The sequence below is a fragment of the Scytonema sp. UIC 10036 genome (assembly GCF_009725235.1).
In genome coordinates, this window is the sequence record NZ_WJFC01000254.1 from 1 (window position 1) to 18,422 (window position 18,422).

Annotated in this window: 12 protein-coding genes; 6 read left to right on the forward strand and 6 right to left on the reverse strand. The window is 41.1% G+C overall.

The genetic code is table 11. The features are described from left to right. The first annotated feature begins 954 nt into the window (after positions 1–954). Genes F7734_RS54620 through F7734_RS65885 form a run of 4 tightly spaced genes read left to right on the forward strand, consistent with a single transcriptional unit; the run spans position 955 to position 6,226 of the window. The gene (locus F7734_RS54620) at positions 955–1,671 is read left to right on the forward strand and encodes an acyltransferase family protein (RefSeq protein WP_155752578.1); all 717 of its coding nucleotides are present in this window, start codon (positions 955–957) and stop codon (positions 1,669–1,671) included. After that, positions 1,628–3,856: a hypothetical protein gene (locus F7734_RS54625; RefSeq protein ID WP_155752579.1), complete on the forward strand. Its 2,229-nt coding sequence runs from the start codon at positions 1,628–1,630 to the stop codon at positions 3,854–3,856. Before F7734_RS54620 ends, F7734_RS54625 begins: the two co-directional genes overlap by 44 nt. Beyond that, positions 3,856–6,108: a hypothetical protein gene (locus tag F7734_RS54630; protein WP_155752580.1), complete on the forward strand. Its 2,253-nt coding sequence runs from the start codon at positions 3,856–3,858 to the stop codon at positions 6,106–6,108. Before F7734_RS54625 ends, F7734_RS54630 begins: the two co-directional genes overlap by 1 nt. Beyond that, positions 6,101–6,226 (forward strand): hypothetical protein, encoded by a 126-nt coding sequence (locus F7734_RS65885; RefSeq protein WP_279239887.1) that lies wholly within the window; start codon positions 6,101–6,103, stop codon positions 6,224–6,226. The genes F7734_RS54630 and F7734_RS65885 overlap by 8 nt, the downstream gene beginning before the upstream one ends. 157 nt (positions 6,227–6,383) lie before the next feature. Here F7734_RS65885 and F7734_RS54640 read toward each other — a convergent pair whose 3' ends face one another. The 4 genes from F7734_RS54640 to F7734_RS54655 form a co-directional block, all read right to left on the reverse strand. After that, positions 6,384–7,574: an effector-associated domain EAD1-containing protein gene (locus F7734_RS54640; protein WP_155752581.1), complete on the reverse strand. Its 1,191-nt coding sequence runs from the start codon at positions 7,572–7,574 to the stop codon at positions 6,384–6,386. Between the two features lie 277 nt (positions 7,575–7,851). Beyond that, a complete protein-coding gene (locus tag F7734_RS54645; protein WP_155752582.1) occupies positions 7,852–8,736 on the reverse strand; it encodes a formylglycine-generating enzyme family protein in 885 nt (294 codons plus the stop codon). Between the two features lie 319 nt (positions 8,737–9,055). Next, positions 9,056–9,340 (reverse strand): CHASE2 domain-containing protein, encoded by a 285-nt coding sequence (locus F7734_RS54650; protein WP_155752583.1) that lies wholly within the window; start codon positions 9,338–9,340, stop codon positions 9,056–9,058. A gap of 631 nt (positions 9,341–9,971) precedes the next feature. Beyond that, a complete protein-coding gene (locus F7734_RS54655) occupies positions 9,972–10,298 on the reverse strand; it encodes a hypothetical protein (RefSeq protein WP_207714437.1) in 327 nt (108 codons plus the stop codon). Positions 10,299–10,422: 124 nt separating this feature from the next. Here F7734_RS54655 and F7734_RS54660 point away from each other — a divergent pair, with 124 nt between their 5' ends. Together F7734_RS54660 and F7734_RS54665 are read left to right on the forward strand one after the other, a co-directional pair. Continuing rightward, positions 10,423–11,166, forward strand: a complete 744-nt coding sequence (locus F7734_RS54660; protein ID WP_155752584.1) for a CHAT domain-containing protein — start codon at positions 10,423–10,425, stop codon at positions 11,164–11,166. Positions 11,167–11,176: 10 nt separating this feature from the next. Continuing rightward, positions 11,177–14,047 carry an ATP-binding protein gene (locus F7734_RS54665; RefSeq protein WP_155752585.1) on the forward strand — a complete coding sequence of 957 codons (2,871 nt, stop codon included), beginning with the start codon at positions 11,177–11,179 and terminating at the stop codon, positions 14,045–14,047. 209 nt (positions 14,048–14,256) lie between these two features. Here the strand turns inward: F7734_RS54665 and F7734_RS54670 are convergent, their stop codons facing one another. Further along, complete coding sequence (locus F7734_RS54670; protein ID WP_155752586.1) at positions 14,257–15,834, reverse strand: mucoidy inhibitor MuiA family protein; 1,578 nt, start codon at positions 15,832–15,834, stop codon at positions 14,257–14,259. A gap of 112 nt (positions 15,835–15,946) precedes the next feature. Beyond that, positions 15,947–18,301, reverse strand: coding sequence for a DUF4139 domain-containing protein (locus F7734_RS54675; protein ID WP_155752587.1), 2,355 nt, complete (start codon positions 18,299–18,301; stop codon positions 15,947–15,949). Between the last annotated feature and the right edge of the window lie 121 nt (positions 18,302–18,422).

Sequence of the window (18,422 nt, forward strand, 5' to 3'; positions counted from 1 at the left end):
GTTGGAAGCATAATTTGTCCGAAACATAATTGGAAGCATATAGTGTCCTTTACTGCCAAGTTATGCTCCTAGTTACAACCCAAAATTCGTCAAGGTCTAGAAGCATAAGTGTAGCTTAAAGGATAAGATGGCCGCTTTTAAAGGATAAAATGACCGCCCCAAGGAAGCTAGAATGCTTATTTTTCCGTTGCACATGATTTGCAAGCGATCGCATTAAAATCTCTCAAATACACTTCCACCTTAGGTTTTGGACTGCGGCCACTTTATACTTTAAGAACGGCCACTTTTTCCTTTAAGTTACAATAAGCGAGTTATTGAAGTGCTGAAAGCCCGATAATTACGTTTTGAATTAGTCAAAAATTTCTGAGAAAAGAAGCATAATTTGTCCGCAGACGCAGAATGGAATCATAAAGCTTCCGCAAGTACTAATTTTTTCTGTTGTTCAGTGAAGCTAGTGTGTTTTTTAAAACTTGTAAATACTTCCGCGCAAAGCGAGATATATCAAAGCTGACAGCAACTAAGAATGGAGAATTTTACGTAGTGCCAACTTCCAAAACAATTATAAATAAGTGATGTTGGTAGCGGTCAGGTTAAGAAGAGATTATCGAAAAATCGGGAAACAATTTTCATTTCTAGTGATAGTCTAATTTATGACTGTGGCTTACGAGTTACGGCTGAGGAATTGTGGGGAAACGGTTCTTTCGGACATAGCGTGCTAAATTTTCCGGAAAATTTATAATTATGCTTTATTTGCAAGGCTTACAGACACTTATAGTTTCAATTTTAGAAAAGAATACTGTTATGAAGGGAATAATGGCTGTAATACAATTCAGGTAAGAGTTTTCCGCTAATTTTCTCCTAAAAATAGCACGCTAAGTACGCAAGAGCCATTAATCCTGGTTCATTTGCAGCTAATCCTGGTTTGGTCACTCCCTTAGTTGCAAATAATCCTGGTTGGAAAAAGTCTTGATTGCTGGTTTGAGCATTTATAATTGCAGGTCGCAACACTTACTGCTTGCTATACCCTTAGCTGCCATTGAAGCAAGTTTGCGACCGAGATGGCCTGGTTTCCAAAATCTCTATGACGACTGGGCAAACTTCTGTTTATACCTTTTATACTTTATTTACGGCTACCTCATTCCTTCTGACGCAAGATTTGGATATGCCATAGATAAGCATCTCACAATCGCTCTATCCTTGGCAGTTTCTTCTATGCTAGTTCTTTTTAGTTGTTGGGAAACTGGCATCCTGCCAGAGCAAGGCTACTCTCTGGGATACATCTTGTACCAAGTACTGCGGGGGTTTGACTCCTGGTTTTGGATTGTTGTCGTCGTAGGGTTAGGTCGAAGGTACTTGAATTTCAGCAGCAAGCTACTACAATATGCAAGCGCTGCTGCTTATCCATTCTATTTACTTCACCAGACCGTTCTCGTAACAATTGGTTTCTATGTTGTGCATTGGAATGCAAACGTGATGGAAAAATTTTGGATTATCAGCACTACGTCCCTAATTGCGACTATCGCCCTATCAGTCTACAGCTATCAGATCTGCTTTCGGTCAAGTCATCAGTTCGTATTAACAAAGATTCTAATATTCAAAACCTCAACAAAAGAAATTATTAAGTTTTATGACTTCAGAAAAATCTCTAAAAATTCTCCTTCTAGCAGCTAATCCTCAAAATACTTTACGTTTAGAGGAAGAAGTACAAGCAATTAAAGCTGTACTGAAACGAGGCAAAAACCGAGAGAGATTTGAAATCATTACTAAGTTTATAGTACGTGTAGATGACTTGCACCGCGCCCTTTTAGAATATGAGCCAAAGATTGTTCATTTTTTCGGACATGGATCGGGAGAGCATGGGCTTGCTCTTGAGGATTCCACAGGAATCACAAAGCTAGTCAGTCTTATATCTTTAGCAAAGCTATTTGAATTGTTTGCTAACTTGGTAGAGTGCGTGCTGCTTGATGGTTGTTATTCTGAAATACAAGCGAATGCGATCGCTCAAAATATTTCCTATGTGATTGGCATTAGCCGAGAAAGAGATTTTGCGGCTTTAGATTTTGCAGCTAGTTTTTATGATGCCTTGGCTACCGGGCGTTCAATTGAGGAAGCTTATCAATTTGGTAGTGCGGCGATCTCACTTAGAAGAGGAGATATTTCAGAATGCTTAACCCCAATACTTGTAAAGAGGGGTCAACTGAAATTACAAGAATATGACCGAGCCACAAAGCGCTATGAAGAAGAATTTTCACAAGCGGTACAGCAAGAATGTCCCCTGAGTGAGGAAAGCCGTCTGAGATTAAATCGTTTGCGCTCAATTTTAGGAATTAGGAACGAAGATGCAGAAGCAATTGAAACCAGAGTAAACGATATTCAAGAGATGCGCCTAGCTCTGAAGTACCAATCAATTAGAAATTATCAGCGCTTAGCACAAGCAATTCTACGACGAATAGGGGCTACAGATATAACTCCCATTTCATCTCCACAGTTTCCTGAAGGTAGTCTTTGGGATATGACTCTCCCCTCCACTGGTTTGCAAATCCCAACACAAAGCGCTATTTTTTATTTGAATCAAGAAACTGACTCTATACCCAATGACCAACTTCAACAAATTACTCAACAACGAGAAGGAGCTTTCTTAATTTGTGCCTCAGTAACTAATAATTGTCCTCATCGACTAACGCCATTACCAGTCATTTGGTTGAGTTCCTCATCTTTAATGGAAATGATTGCAACTCCAGATAAAGATCTACTTGTTTGGTTAGCTAGGTTTTTGTTTGGACAAATCAATATAGTCGCCTTACCAGGTATGCTACCGTATAAAACCAGAGGGATTGCTAAACTCTTTTTTGGACGTGAGAATGAATTGGCGCGCATAACCAGTGGCGATCAAAGAGGGGGAATTATTATTGGTGCTCACCGTAGTGGCAAAACCTCTTTTTTGGAGAAGCTGAAGGAAAAATTACAACAACGGTTCTGTAAGGTCATTGGTCCTCTAACATTTTTCGAGTTTCAGTCTTTTTTTAAAGACACATTAGATCCCTTAGGAAAAAGCTATTTCACAGGTATGAGCATACAAGATTGGTCTTCAGCTTTGAAAATATTTAGTATAAATAACCCGGAGTGTCGCCTCATATTTCTGTTAGATGAAGTAGACAAAGTGATTCAAGAGGATATCAAAACTGGCTCGAATTTAGGACAAATGATGCGAGCGTTGCAAAACGGAGGGTTCTGTGAGTTCTTTCTTGCTGGTCATGCAAAATTGCGCGAAGCAATTGCCATAGAAGGTGGACCATTTCGCAACTTTGCAGAAGAAATTACACTGACAGGACTCACACAAGAATCTGCAACAGACTTGATTCAGAGACCTATGAAATTATTGGGATTTGAGGTTTCCGATCTTCAAGCTAATCGTATTTATCAAGGAACTGCAGGTGTAGCAGTCTTAATTCAAGAGTTTTGTCTTCAACTATTAGATGGTCTTCGTCAAAGTGGTGCATCAGAAATCAATGATGCGATGATTGAAGAGGTTGAGGAATGCCCTGGTTTTCTGGATATTGTGTTCGATCATTATAAATATGGTCAAACATGGGATTCTATAGCCATAACTCTCTTTACCGCTATGAATGGAGAGGTACAAAGAAAAGATATTACAGGAGTTTTTCAACAGTATGGAATAGATTTAAAAAGAGAGCAACTTGATAGAGCATTAGATTTTCTCTGCCGATTTGGGGTCTTGGAAAAATTCAGATATAGTTATTACCGCGTGTTATCTGGTTATTTAATTGATGCCATAAAAGCGAATGATCCTGAATCCCTTTTGGAATCAGAATTAGACAAAGGGAGGGTAGCCTAATGCCAATCCTGATTGAGCGTCTACAGTTGAGAAAAGATTTATGCGAAATTTTAAAATCCGATTATGTTGCATTATTAGGTCAACGTGGTAGTGGTAGTAGAACACTGATTCATTTGATGACCACGCATACCTCTCCTTTACCTAGTATGAAATTCCTTGCTGTTGCTCTCCCTCAAGGAGTCCAAGACAGCGAACAATTCATGGAGAGATTCCTCAATAACTTGATTGATGCATCTACCCAAATTCCTCCACAACCAGAATTAACCGACAAAGTTAGGCAAACCCTCAAGCAAGAAGCAGAATTTTCTGTTGTCTTTCGCCTGAGAAGTGTTTTGGATGTTTTGGGCAAAAATTCTGCTACGAATTATTTGGTTATTGTTTTACACGCTTTAGCTGATATCTCAGAGCAACCATTAAAAGACTTGCTCATCTTACTACGTGAATATCACAAGCAGATAGGAATTCCTAACTTAGGTGGGGAAAAATTACGTTTTTTGGTAGTAGGAGGTGTTCGTTTATGGAATCTTTGCTGTCATAAGCCTTCTGATTTTGAATCTCCTTTCAATATTGCCAAACGATATTTTATTGGGGGTCTTTCTTACAAGGAGGTTCAAAGTCAATTTAACGATCTGAAAATTGAGCAAGCCATAAAGTTAACCGATCTGACTGATGGAGTTCCTTCATTGATTGACTTGATTAGTCAGGAAGCAGAAGATTTTGAAGATTTATCTAGTTGTTTTGGTCCTCTAGAAAATAGTTGGAACTCATTGTCAGATGCGGCTCAAGCAGCTTTAATAAACTTAGCAAAAATTGCTCAAATTTTTCCTGGCTGTCAACTGGATTTTGAATGTCCGCAAATTCCCAAGTTTTCCGATCTAACAGTTTGGCAAGAAGCATTTTGGGGAGGTTTTTTAAGGCTAAGACATCGGAAATTAACATGGCGATCGCCCATCCATCAAGCATTTATCATGACTCAAGCAGAGATCCAGGAAGATATTTGTAAATCTACCCTACTCAGAAATAGTTTGCTAGAACGAGTCACGGGCTTAGAAAATGCTTTTAAAAGTTTAATGAATACGAAAGCGTTAGCTGAATGTATCGAAGAATTAGTTTCTCTTTCTTTACATTCAAGTAATGTTGAATTAGTTTCGTTGCTAGAGATGATGCTAGAACGCAAGCCGAGAGACGCTATCTTGATGGAGTTAAAAAACATAGCAGTAAAATCTTTGAACCCATGGATTAAAGATTTAACAAAATTGACAACAGAGCCTCCAGCATCTTTTAACAAACGGCTCATTGAGGCTATGATGCTCGGTTCTACTTGTGACATTAGGATGGGTACTAAACAACAGGTCTTTCTTCCAATTTTTAATGATAGTATTATTCCATATAATTCCGAGCAAGAACTACCAGATTATCAAGAAGAAGAGCAACCTTGGTTTATTCAAGATCTTCCAAAAACTACAGCGATCGCTTCAGAAGAGTCAGAAACTTATCAAGAAAAAATTGAAGTGGTGATTATTACAGCAACAGATGTAGAACTTAAGGCAGTAACTCGCTATCTCAAACCTTTTCCACCTCGAAAGAGAGTACTACTACTATACTCGGGGGCTGAGACATATTATCTAGGAAAATTTGGGGCTTTTCCCACCGTAGTTACCAAGTGTCGCATGGGTGCAATTGGAGAAGGATCGGTTATTCTGGCTACAGAACAAGCTCAACGTCTATGGCATCCAAAGGCAGTTATTATGGTTGGTATTGCATTTGGTAAAGATGTAACCAAGCAAAAAATTGCTGATGTATTAGTAGCTTCTAAAATAATTTCTTACGAACAGCAAAGCATTGGAGAAGAGATAACTCATCGTGGTAGCATTCCCCCTAGTAATACTATATTACTGAATCGATTTGAAAATTCACAAAATTGGAAATTTTTACGTCCTGATGGTTCATATTCCCAGGTGATTTCTGGTTCTATTTTATCGGGTGAAAAATTAGTAGATAACCCGGAATTCAAAGCAAAGCTTTTTCAGACTTTTCCAGACGCAATTGGTGGAGAAATGGAAGGAGCCGGTCTTTGCGCTGCTTCAGGACGTATGGGTACAGCGTGGATTCTAGTTAAATCTATTTGTGACTGGGCAGATGGAAAAAAAGATGATAAGCATCAAGCTTTAGCTGCAGCCGCAGCCGCTTCATTAGTTCATTATGTGCTATCTCAATCAACTGTTTTGAACGGGTTGAACAAAATTGCCTGATGAGAAAAATCTGTATGTCAATGACCCGGAAAAAAGTCACATTCGCGTCTTTGATGTCAAGCCGAATGGGACTCTAGAAAACGGGCAATTTTTCACCCTCTGGGAAACTATTGGGTAAGATTGAGGTGTCAGAGGTTTCCACCAATGTCGCATGGGGCGATCGCGACTATAAGTCACTCTACATTACCGCGACCACCAGTCTTTATCGTATCTGACTCAATATTGCAGGCATAAAACCAGGTCAATAATTTAAGCGTAATTCATTTATAACTTGTTTAAAAAGACACATTACGTAATTTAGGGTTACCGGGATTATCTCTTTTTGCAGCTTCTAAAAGTTCTATGAGTTTTCCCTGAGCTTTTGCATACTCAATTAAACTAAACACAATTTCTTCATAATTGTTTCCACCAGCTATTCGATCTAATTCCCAATCTAACTCATAACTCAGCATCATCTTTAAAGCGTTTTGACTGGGAAAAGCATCCATTAAAGCCTCACAAAATTGTTTTCTTTGAGAACCTGCTAATTTGCCAGAGTGAGAGTTGTTACTTATTGGTCTATTGCCATCTGCCAGTTTTTGAGAGAGAACATTTGCCTGAGGTTCGCCTCCTGACTTTTTAATCGAACTAAGTACAGTTTTTTGGGACAACACATGATGCACTAGTGAAGCCGCCGCCGCCGCCGCCATTGGCTGATGTTTTTTGTGTTTTTTTCCATCTCCCCAATCGCAGATGGACTTGACTAAAATCCATGCTGTACCTACACGCCCTGATGCTGCACAGAGTCCGGCTCCTTCCATTTCTCCTCCTACTGCTTGGGGAAATTGCTGAAATAACTGAGCTTTGAAATCTGGATTATCAACTAACTTTTCCCCAGATAAAATGGAACCGACAATCAGGTTGCAATGTGAACCGTCGGGACGAGTGAACTTCCAGTTTTGAGCGTTTTCAAAACGATTGAGCAATGTTGTGTTACTTGGTGGAATGCTACCGCGATAAACAATTTCTTCTCCAACGCGCTGCTGTTCGTAGGAGATAATCTGGGAAGCAACCAGTACATCGGCTATCTTTTGCTTGTTTGGGTCTTTACCGAAGGCAATCCCAACCATAATCATTGCTCTAGGACTCCACAAACGTTGTGCTTGCTCGGTTGCTAGAATCACTGAACCCTCGCCAATCGACCCCATGCGACATTTGGTAACCACAGTTTTGTACTCACCAAATTTTCCTAAATAGTAAGTTTCGGGTCCAACATATGCCAAGAAAACTTTTTTCTTGCGAGGATAGGGCTTGAGCAACTTCGCCACCGCTTTCAGTTCTACGTCTGTAGCAGTCATGATAACAACATCAATTTCCTGTTTAAGCGACTGACATTGATTTTCATCAATTTCTTGGGTTTCTGGGAGATTGGGTGCATACCAAGATTGCTTCTCAATCTCATAGTTTTGCTCTCCGTGACTCATCATCCTCACTAAGCTGAAAGAATCAAAACTTTTCCATGACTTACACAACTGGCATAAAGTGTGAGTGGGCAAACAGCCATGCAGCAAGAAAAATTAGACCAAACACATATGAATTTTCTAAGTGTTGTGCTAAGTGAGTAAGAGTATAGTTGATTTGACTGCTCAAGTAAATATTGGCAATAATCTAACTTTGTAAAGTTCATCAACACGTTAAGCCTTACGCAAAGAAACCGGATTTCTCGACTCTTACAAATCATTCAAGATTGCTATACTTCCGGAATTATAACTGGCTCAGGGGAGGTAAGTTTGTCGGGAATTGCACAACTCGAAACCCAATGTTATTACCCTTGTCCTTTGGCTCGAGATGGAAGCGAAATGCTGAACGACAAAACCACGGGGTAAAGTCCCATGAACCACCACGCAGTACCACTCTACTATTATCGCTAGAATTTAACCAAGCACTACCATCTGTAGGTGCTCCTTCATAGTTTTCATGCCAGCGATCGCTACACCATTCCCAAAGTAACCCGTGCATATCGTACAATCCAAAAGCGTTCGCAACTCCAAAACTGCCTGCGGGTGTTGTTTGTCCGCGATATTTTCCTTGAGGGCTATCACCATAAGTATAAACACCATTATAGTTAACTATATCGGTAGTTATTGTTTCACCAAAGTGGAATGGAGTTGTCGTACCAGCACGGCATGCGTATTCCCACTCTGACTCACTTGGAAGACGATAGGTACGTCCGGTGTATTTTGATAGTCTGTTACAAAATTCCACGGCTTCATACCATGATATTGTTTCTACCGGGCGATCGCTCGTTTTAAATCTAGATGGATCGGGATCGAGTTCGCAATTGACTCGTTCAAAAGTTGCAACCACTTGCCATTGTTCTTGGGTAATATGATACTTCCCCATGAAAAAAGGTTGAATTGTGACCTGGTGTAAGGGTCTTTCGGAGTCTTCGCTGCTAAATTCTGATTCAGAAGCACCCATCGTGAATGTACCGCCAGGAATAGCAACCATGTCTAGAGTAACGCCATTACCAAGGTCTTCTGTTAAAGACCGAGCTTGACGCTGTTCTTGATTAACGATCTCGCCCCTGGCATTAACGGTAACGACATCAAATGAAAAAGAGGTGACTTGCTTCGACCTTAAATCCATTATTAATCTTTAGGTGAGTTAAGATTTTACTTGAAATGGCTAAATCACAACCAAACACCATCATAATTTAACTAAGAGAATGTTTGAAAAGTCACGATCAATGTATCAAATATTTTTTACCCCACTCTAACCCGGACCGATGGATTGGTTCGGGAACTCAATTTTTCATTTCCCCCCTTTCACTCGTGGGGACTAAGGGGGATAATAATGTGATTAAAATGACATCTAACCAATTTTCCAAATAAAAAAGCTTATTGAGAATTAATGGGCTAGGTATGGATTACTACAATCTATACTCTGCTTGGTTTTCAGTCTTTTTTTACACCGAACTCAGGTTAGTTTGTGGACGACTATCTTCCACAGCACTGAGAATTTGACTAATCATCTGTGCATGAACCCACACAGGAGAAATCTTCTGATTATAGAGAGTTGAAACCAGATTATTGTCTACAAACTCTTCGTCTGTGACACCGATAATCACTATTCTGTTTTTTACCAAATTAGCTAGTTCCGGTGGTGGATTTGAACCGATAAAATTTTCAACGGGTGTATGCTCTGCAATCCCATCTAGTTTACCGGCGAAAGTACGATAATTAAGCAACATCTGATATCCCACTCACTCCAAGGTAACTTTCGCAACGAATAGTCATCTGTTTGCAAGATAATTCTAATTTCTTCGTCAGTGCGATTTTTTTGTAAAAATTTTTCTCTAATATTACTAAATGAATTAGATTTTAACCAATTATTTAGATCGTCGATTAATTCTTGTCCTGCTTCTTTACACTCATCCACAGGGTTGGGGATGCGATCGCTAACATTTGTAACCCCAACTATTTGACAATAGCGCGATCGTGCTTATATACCATTACTTGTCTGCAATCAATTAGGTTATGGATTCGAGCCAGCAGAATTAATTGAGTCATTAATTGTTTGTTACTACTATATCTGGATGGGGTATAGTAAAATCTGCATTTCAAACCAACAAAAAATTGAAAAATGCTAAAAACCCATATCATCACTTGTCGAGCAATTATGCGTAATTTATCGCTCCTTTCAAAGTTTTAATGATTTATAAAATATAATATAGTGGAAATTTGTATAGCAGATAAAATAAACATAAAAATCTTTCAGGACTCGGTACTCGACAAAAAGTTGGCAACATTTGGACGATAGCTATATTTGCCAGTCTTTTCAGACTTGAAGCTTGTTGAACTTTTAGATGCTATTTTATTTTCTTAAGCATCTTTTTTCAAACTAATCTCGAATGCTAACTCAGCACGGTAAAAGCAAACATTGAACTCTAGGAAGAAATTCATATGCTCCAAAATCAATGGAGCATTCCTGTCTCTTGTCCAAGCAAAAGCCAGTTCCACTGGAGGAAACCGCTCAACATTTGCTGTCAACACCAATGCTCGTGCCTCAAATCTAGCCAAATTACCCCCCAGCTGCACCTTCGCTTTGACGATCTTTCTTTTCTCGTGCGATGCTCCACCGTTGCTGATGATATTTAATGCTTCGGGATATAGCCCCAAACTTTGGCAAATACTACCGAGAATACCCAATGCTGTCCCTTCGCTTTCACGATCTTTCCTTTCTTTTATAAATTTTTGTAAATAAATAGAAAACTATGCGTAAATCTGAGCGTGTATACCGAAGAATAAGATAAATTTTCTACGCGAGCAGCTAATGATCAAAAAAATCCTTATCCTATCAGCAAATCCAAAGAACACAAGCAAGCTGCGTTTAGATGAAGAGGTACGGGAAATACAAGCGGGTCTGGAACGTGCCAAAGCTCGAGAACAGTTTGAAATTATTACGAGATGGGCAGTTCGCATTGAAGACTTGTATCGAGCCTTGTTAGATTACCAACCACAGATTGTCCATTTTTCCGGACATGGGGTAGGAAGTGATGGCTTGGCTTTAGAAAATAACTCTGGAGAACTGCAATTAGTTAGCACGCAATCTCTAGCAGGATTATTTGAATTGTTTAAGGAAACTATTGAGTGTGTTTTCTTGAATGCTTGCTATTCTGAAACACAAGCTGAAGCAATTCACCAACATATAAATTATGTAGTTGGTATGAGCCAGACTATTAACGATCGCGCAGCCATTGATTTTGCTAAAGGGTTTTATGATGCACTTGGAGCAGGGAAATCCTATGAGTTTGCTTACAAATTTGGCTGTCATGCGATCGCTCTACAAGGAATTTCGGAGTTAGAAGCCCCAGTCTTAAAAAGCAGGGAAAGTGCAGTTCCTGTTAACAGTGCAACAAATTCTAACCAAGAATCTAATTTAGGGAATACAAAAGAGCGATCGACACAAGAAAATCAGAAAGAATCAGCTTTACCAAATATCAACCAACAGGCTGGAGATAACGCGATTCAATTTGGACACATCGGACAAGTTGGAAATCTGAACTTTCATCGCTAGAATTAAGATTATGCAAGGTACTATTTCACAGTCAGCTGGCGATCGTGCTATTCAGTTTGGATACGTTGGACAGATAAAATCCTTGTCTGTTGACAATAGAAGTCAGCAAGCAACTGGTAATGGTATCCTTCAAGTTCAAATTGGCTCGATTACAGGAAGTACCGTCAATGTCTCCCATGGGGAACAGCAACAATCTCCACAACTTCGTTCTCTTCCTGTCCTTTTAGTTCCCCGTTCTTTTCCCTTATTGTTAGGTCGTCGGGAAGAAGTGAAAGTTGCAGTGAATTCTCTACCCTATGACCAACCAGTAGAATTCTATGGTTCCCCAGGGATAGGAAAAACAGCATTACTGAGACATCTAGCCCATCATCCCTCAATAACTCCTGCTTTCTCCGATGGGATTGTTTACCATCACTCAACTCGTCACCAACCAGTTTCCGATTTGCTCCAAATTCTTTTCAATGCTTTTCATGAAAGTAGCGTTCCTTTTAAACCAACAGATATTCAAATACGTCATGCTTTCCAGGAAAAAAGAATTCTTATTATATTAGAAGTTGCAAAGCTCAATCGAGAAGAAGTAGAAAATCTACTCAATAGCTTACCGAGTTGTACTTTTCTTGTCACTTCACAAGAACGGCAATTGTGGGGAGAAGGACACTCTGTAGGACTCCACGGACTGCACTTAAATGATGCGATGTCTCTTGTTGCAAGAGAACTGGGGCGCACTCTTAGCCCGAAAGAACGCCTTGTTGCAGAAAAACTTTGCACTGCTTTACAGGGACATCCATTGCGAATCCTGCAAACAGTCGCGCTTGTCAGAGAGGATAATCTTTCGCTAGCACTTATGCAAGAGCGAATACAATCTACCACTTCAACTCTAGGCTGGGTTGAACAACTTCTGGCTTCCTTACAAAAACCACAGAAGTTAATTGTTACCGCATTAGCAGCTTTGGGTGGTGTAGCCTTGGGAGTAGAATTGCTAGAAAATTTAACTGAAGTTCCACAAGTCAAGCTTGTGCTAGAAACATTAATACGGCGTAACTTATTGCAAGTTGATGGTTCGCGTTACAGTTTAAGTAACAACTTGATTGAGTACATTCAACAACAGTGGAACTTAACACCTTTTTTGGAGAACGCTACAACATACTTCACCACTTGGATTCAACAACAAACAACTCCACAAAGTTTATTAGAAGAATGCGATACCATTCTCCAAGTTTTAGAGTGGGCTGTCAAAGTTGGTCGTTGGTCTGACGTGATTTGCTTGGGAAGAGGTATAGAAGGTACACTTGCTTTGAGTGGGCAATGGGGTACGTGGCAAATAGTGCTACAGCATCTGCTTCAGGCGGCGCGTGTTATTGGAGACCCAGCAGTTGAAGCTTTTGCCTTACATCAATTAGGAACTCGTTCTCTTTGTCTGAGTGAAGTCACGCAAGCACAAGATTATTTAACACAAGCGCTTCGTATTAGAGAATCTCTGAACGATCAAATTGGAGCGGAAGTCACCCGTCACAATCTGGAATTTCTTTTGGCACCTCCTTTGCCACCTCAGCCCAAATCACAATCTAAATCCGTCGTTAGTCCATCACCTACACGCAATCCACTACTGTTTAAAGGTAGTCTTGCTGTTTTACTCTTAATACTAGGGGGATTACTGTTCCTCATTCTAAGGTTTTTGTATCCAACTCCAACTCCCGTCCCAACTCCAACTGACAGTCCAACAGTAACTCCGCCTGAAACTCCCCTCCCGACTCCAACTGACAGCCCAACAATAACTCCGCCTGAAACTCCCCTCCCAACTCCAACTGACAGCCCAACAATAACTCCGCCTGAAACTCCTCTCCCAACTCCAACTGACCGCTCAACAATACCTCCTACTGAAACTCCAACCCTTGAATCTTTATTTCTCAATCAAAGCAGTGTAATTGGGGGTGCAACTGTGCGGGGAAGAGTTATTCTCAGCTATCCAGCACCAGAGGGTGGTATTATCGTGGAGCTCAATAGTCGCAATTCATCTCTTGCTAGAGTTTCACCGTCATTGTTGAAAGTTGAGGCTGGGAATAAAGAAGCTTCATTTGAAATCTTCACGTCTTCTGATGGCAATAACTCCTCAAATACTGGCAATGTTGAAATTACAGCTACCTATGCAGGAGTCACTAAAACAACATCGCTGATGATTGAATCCGAAAAGCTTCCAAAACCAGAAATCAGATCTATAAGGCTAGAACAACAACGCATAGCTTGGGGTAAAAAGGTGAAGGGAGCAGTCACTCTCGATCGCCCAGCACCAGATGATGGCGTCGTCATTCTTCTTACCACTGATGAGCCATTTCTCGCCCAAATTTTACCGTCACCGCTGAAAATTGAAGCTGAAAAAACAACAGCTGCTTTTGAAGTCTCAACTTCTATGAACGATCGCAATTTCCTAAAAGATAAAATTGTTGAAATTGCAGCATCTTTGGAAGGAGGAGAGTCTCGTCAGACGGAAAGACTGTCTATTTATACAGAGAATACTTCCCCTAGACTTCAATCGTTACACTTAGAGAATGATAATGGAGTGAAAATTGAGAGTCTAACTTGGAGTCGAAGAGTAACGACCGTACAAGGAAAAGTGACTCTCAATCAACCAGAGTCTAATAGAGATATTGCGATCGCACTCACTGGTAGAAATGTGAAAGTGCAGGAAACCGTGACAGTGAAAGCAGGTGAAACCACGGCAATATTTCCAATTACAATCTTAGGATTTGATGAAAATCAGCAACCCATCAACTTTGTAGAAATCAAAGCTTCCTATAAGAAAATGACTGTAACCACAACCTTGAAAGTTGTGAAGATAGTACCGAAAATTCCTTTAATCAAAGTCCCTCTTCGATCACCTTAAAGGATGTTTGAAAAGTCATGATTGATGTATCAAATTTTTTACCCCACCCTAACCCTCCCCGATGTATTGGGGGAGGAACTCAATTTTCCATTTCCCCTTTATAACTCGGCTGGATTCTTATAAATTTTTCTTGTAAAGGGGAGGGAACTCAATTTTCCATTTCCCCCCTTTCCAAGGGGGACTAAGGGGGGTAATAATGTGATTAAAATCTACAATCCTTGTACTTCCGGTGCAGCTGATATCCTATGAACGAGAGTTGCTGACATTTGGGAGTAAGGTTCAAGAGTAAAGTTCCAAGTACAAAAACCGTTGTCATCGGGTTGGACACTGTTGGTGGTTTTGTCTGCGATCGCCTCAACCTTCACTTGTTCCAATTCTGAGACGGGAATGCGTTCTATTGTTTTTATGACTCTTGTTTCTGCTCCTATATTAGACAGAAATAATGTCCTAGTTTCTGTTAGCTGGTTCCACTTCGTGAGATGATCTTGCTCTTTTTTCTCCTTTGTTGTACGCTGTACCCTCATGCCTGCATCAGGACCCCATCCTAGGGCAAACTTTTCACCAGGCGCAATAAACCCTACGGATGTCTTACCCACGAACTCTGTAGAACGTACTAAATCCACAGGTCCTGCAAGAATGGGGAAATTTGCTGTGTTGATTTGTTCGCTCTTGAGAACAACTTGACAGGCAATTTCTGGCATCAATATATACTCTACCAAAGCATCCGAGGAGAAAGAAAAAATTGGCACGCGATAGGGGCGACCATCAGAGGGAATTGTCGCCTTTTTGCGAGAGCGGAGATTGCGAACTTCCCCTCCATCATCAACACCTGGTATCTCAACAGTCGCAGGAGTGGCTGGAGAAGGGGGAGTTGCGCCCGTTCCCAATCCTGTTGTCTGAATCTTCTGATTTCTGGCTTCAATGACAATGCGCTGAGATTTTTCCTGCACTTTTAACTGGTCATCTGTAAGTAGGGGTGGCTCAGTTCCTAAAGAAGCTCGTGCTGTGGAAAACACTAAATCCACATTGTGCCAATCTTCACCCGTGCGCTGCCATACACAGCCATCCATCCGAAAAGAAACACTGGCTTGTTCTTCTAATAATAAATGCGCTTGGTGCCAAGGACGCCACATTGCATTAGGTACTACGTAGTCAAAAGCAATTTCGTATTCACCAGCTTGAGCGATCGCTAAATCTGCCTCTATATAAGCAGAATAGATCATATCTGGACGAGACAACGCATTGACTCTAGCAATTAAATCATCAATCTGCTGGCTCAGATGCTCCTGAGTATGGTAACTGCTTAAAATTTCTGCACGCAGATCCCGTAACTGTTTAAATAGGATGGATAGCTGTTCCCGCCAAGACTTGGGATCGATTTGTCCCCATATGGCGTCCACAGGTAATTCCTGCAAACTCTTAGTCAGAATTGTATTCACCCTTTCAAAACAAGACTCTAGGTGTTGGCGATCTTCGGATGTATTGTTGAAAGCTTGCCAAAGCCTTCTAAATTCTGCGTACAAAGCTTGAAATTCTACAGGTTGTTCTGCTTCTTTAACAAGCATTTGGCGACGGACACGCACATCATCAATACGCGATTCCCGATACTCACCGCAATACTCAGCACGGAGAGATTTATCTGAAAGCACGGGGGCAACTTGCTCGACTTTAACACGCCATAATCCCTGGCTTAAATTAAGTTTACAAACTCGCTGCACTTGCGCTCGGTCTTCTAAGAGAGTGACTGAAGAAACGGGTGCGTCTATTGTTAGTTTCTGTACTTGCATATTTTACCTGTTTAAATAATATATGTTTTTTAACCGCAGATGAACGCAGACGAACGCGGATGTAAGAGAATAATTATCTGCGTGCATCTGCGTGCATCTGCGGTTAATTTTCTTATTCTTCTCGCCGATTTCCGCCAATTAGTTCGCTATCAACGAAAGTCTTGATAGTATACTCAACCGATAAACTTTGTTGTTCTTTTGCTGGAACTTCCACCAACCAACGGTAACCTCCAACTATCGGTGCAGAACGTTCCTCCTGTTTGTACTTCCGCCAAGCAGGCGTAACCTGTTCAACTTGGACATCAACTTTAGCACCTTCCGCTGGAATAGGAAGACGTTCCCGTACTTCTATTTTTGCGCTTCTTGACATCAAGTTGTGAATATCGATTTTAATATGATGGCGAAGTTCGTTGAAAGCAACTATTGTTTCACCCGATCGCACTTCCTGATAAGATGTATTCCGAGCTACCTTAATACTTTGTTCAACCCCAAGTCCTAGTTCCATGTTTCCTTGAGGTGGCACTGTTGCAATATTAGTTGATAAAATATACTCATTATCTACGTAAACATCCGCAGAACCAGCAAGTAGCGGTGCTCGTAAGGGATTGCGAAGTTGGGCAATTCGGAAGACATTGGTATCTTCACGGGGAACGACTATATACCGCAAATCTACATCCGTTGTTCTACCAGTTAATGCCACGGAATGAAATTGCCCATCAGAAGGAACATCTACCCGTCCATCAGCACTGTAGGCATAATCAAAAGATCCAGCTACAGTTCGCACGTTAATACCGCCTGGTGGAAGTGTTACTCCAAGACAACTTTGGGCATCATTCACGGCTTGTTGTACGACTTCCAAGACATCAAAATTCACTACAACCGGGCGGCGTTTGAGGCTTTCTACATAAACTTCCTCTTGTTGCTCAATCGATAATTTACCGCGCTTTACATGGTTATTAGCTTTGCCCAATCGCATCATATTATATGCTAAAAGTGAATCGAAAGCTTCTCCTCCCCTTTTACTTCGAGTGGTTTCGGTGCTAAGCCCCCGACGGCGAGTTAAAAATTCTGGTGATGGTGCGGGCGCACTTCGGGTAACTAAACTACGGACAGATGCAATTTCTTCATTTTTTTCTGATGGTAAGGTGATGCCAAGACGTTGTTGTAAGGCATTCATCAATTCTTGGGCAGACTTTTGGCTCAAATATTGGATTTGTTGTAAATCTTCTTGCGTTAAGTTCAACACATCTGCAACGGTATAAATTTGAGCGCGTTTCAAAGCTTTATAAGCCGCTGTGCTGAGTTGCAATTCTTCAATAGGAATAGAGCTGGTGGGATCTTGAGGCTCTTCGTCTGCGTAAGATGCACCGTATGCAGCACTGGGCGCAGAAAAGCCCCGTTCCAATTCTTCTTCAACACTTCTTAACTGTGGCTTTAAAGAGCGAATTGGTGTCAGATGTGGAACATACACGGATGAGAACTCATCTGCGATCGCACTTTCAGGTATGCTGGCAAGTAATGCAGCCTCCTGTTGTCGGTCGTAATCCTCGAAAAGTAGTTCAACTCCAATTGGGGGTCTGCGCCATCCCGATTTTTTACTTACGGGTTGAGCTTTACCAAGTCGTAGGGACGGTAACTCCGGTAGCGCACACCAAGCTAATGGTTCTGCAGTGGAAAGCTCCAAGCGTACCCCAGACCAATCTTCACCCGTGCGCTGACATAAGAGCGATCGCACTGCAATAGACGCACTAGACTCAACACTATTTAACCGACACACATAAGTTGGTGTCCAACGTGCGCCAGGAACAAAATATTCTACAATTAACTGTCCGACCTCAGCATCAAGGGCTTCACCTTCATAACTCAAGCTTACAATAGCTGTTTTGCGAAGCTCATTTGGTCGAGCATCCTTTGCACTTGAAGCCAAACGCTGCTTTTGTTCCAAGTCAGCCAAGTTTTCTCGAGCCAACCGCAGTTTTTCCTTATTTTCTCTTGCTTCTTGAAGGCGGAGGCGAATTTGCTCATCACTGAAATTTGCCAGTGCAAGGCGGGCGCTGGTTGGAGAAGGAGGAGGGGCTTTCCCTGGTTCTTCTTTAGGACGGTTTGGTACGTGTAACTTATCTAACACCTCAATTTCATTTTCAATGAGAGTGATGAGGTTTTCTAGCTGTTGGACGCAAGCAGTTGCAGCACGTATTTCTTCATCAAGAGGCGGATTGGGGATTTCTGGAGGTGGGGGAACAGCGAGACCAATGCGAACGTCGTTAGCAAGAGGTGCTGTTCCCCGTTCTACTTCCACTTTTACCCTGATACTGCTATCTTCAAGACTGAGAGGTAACTCGGCAATTTCTACCTGTTCTGGCAAATTTTCTGGTGTCAGAGATAACTCAGCAATTCGGGTGACTGTCGCTCCAGCACAGTAGACCTTCACACTTTCAATTCTGGATGTTAGTTGCACTATTGTCATGATGAAAACAATGGCTGAGTCGTGATTCACTCGGTTATAGCACACTCAGTTTTTCTTGACTTGACACTCTTATGGTACAATTATACTATATAAATAAGCCTTTCTACCCCACCCTAACCCT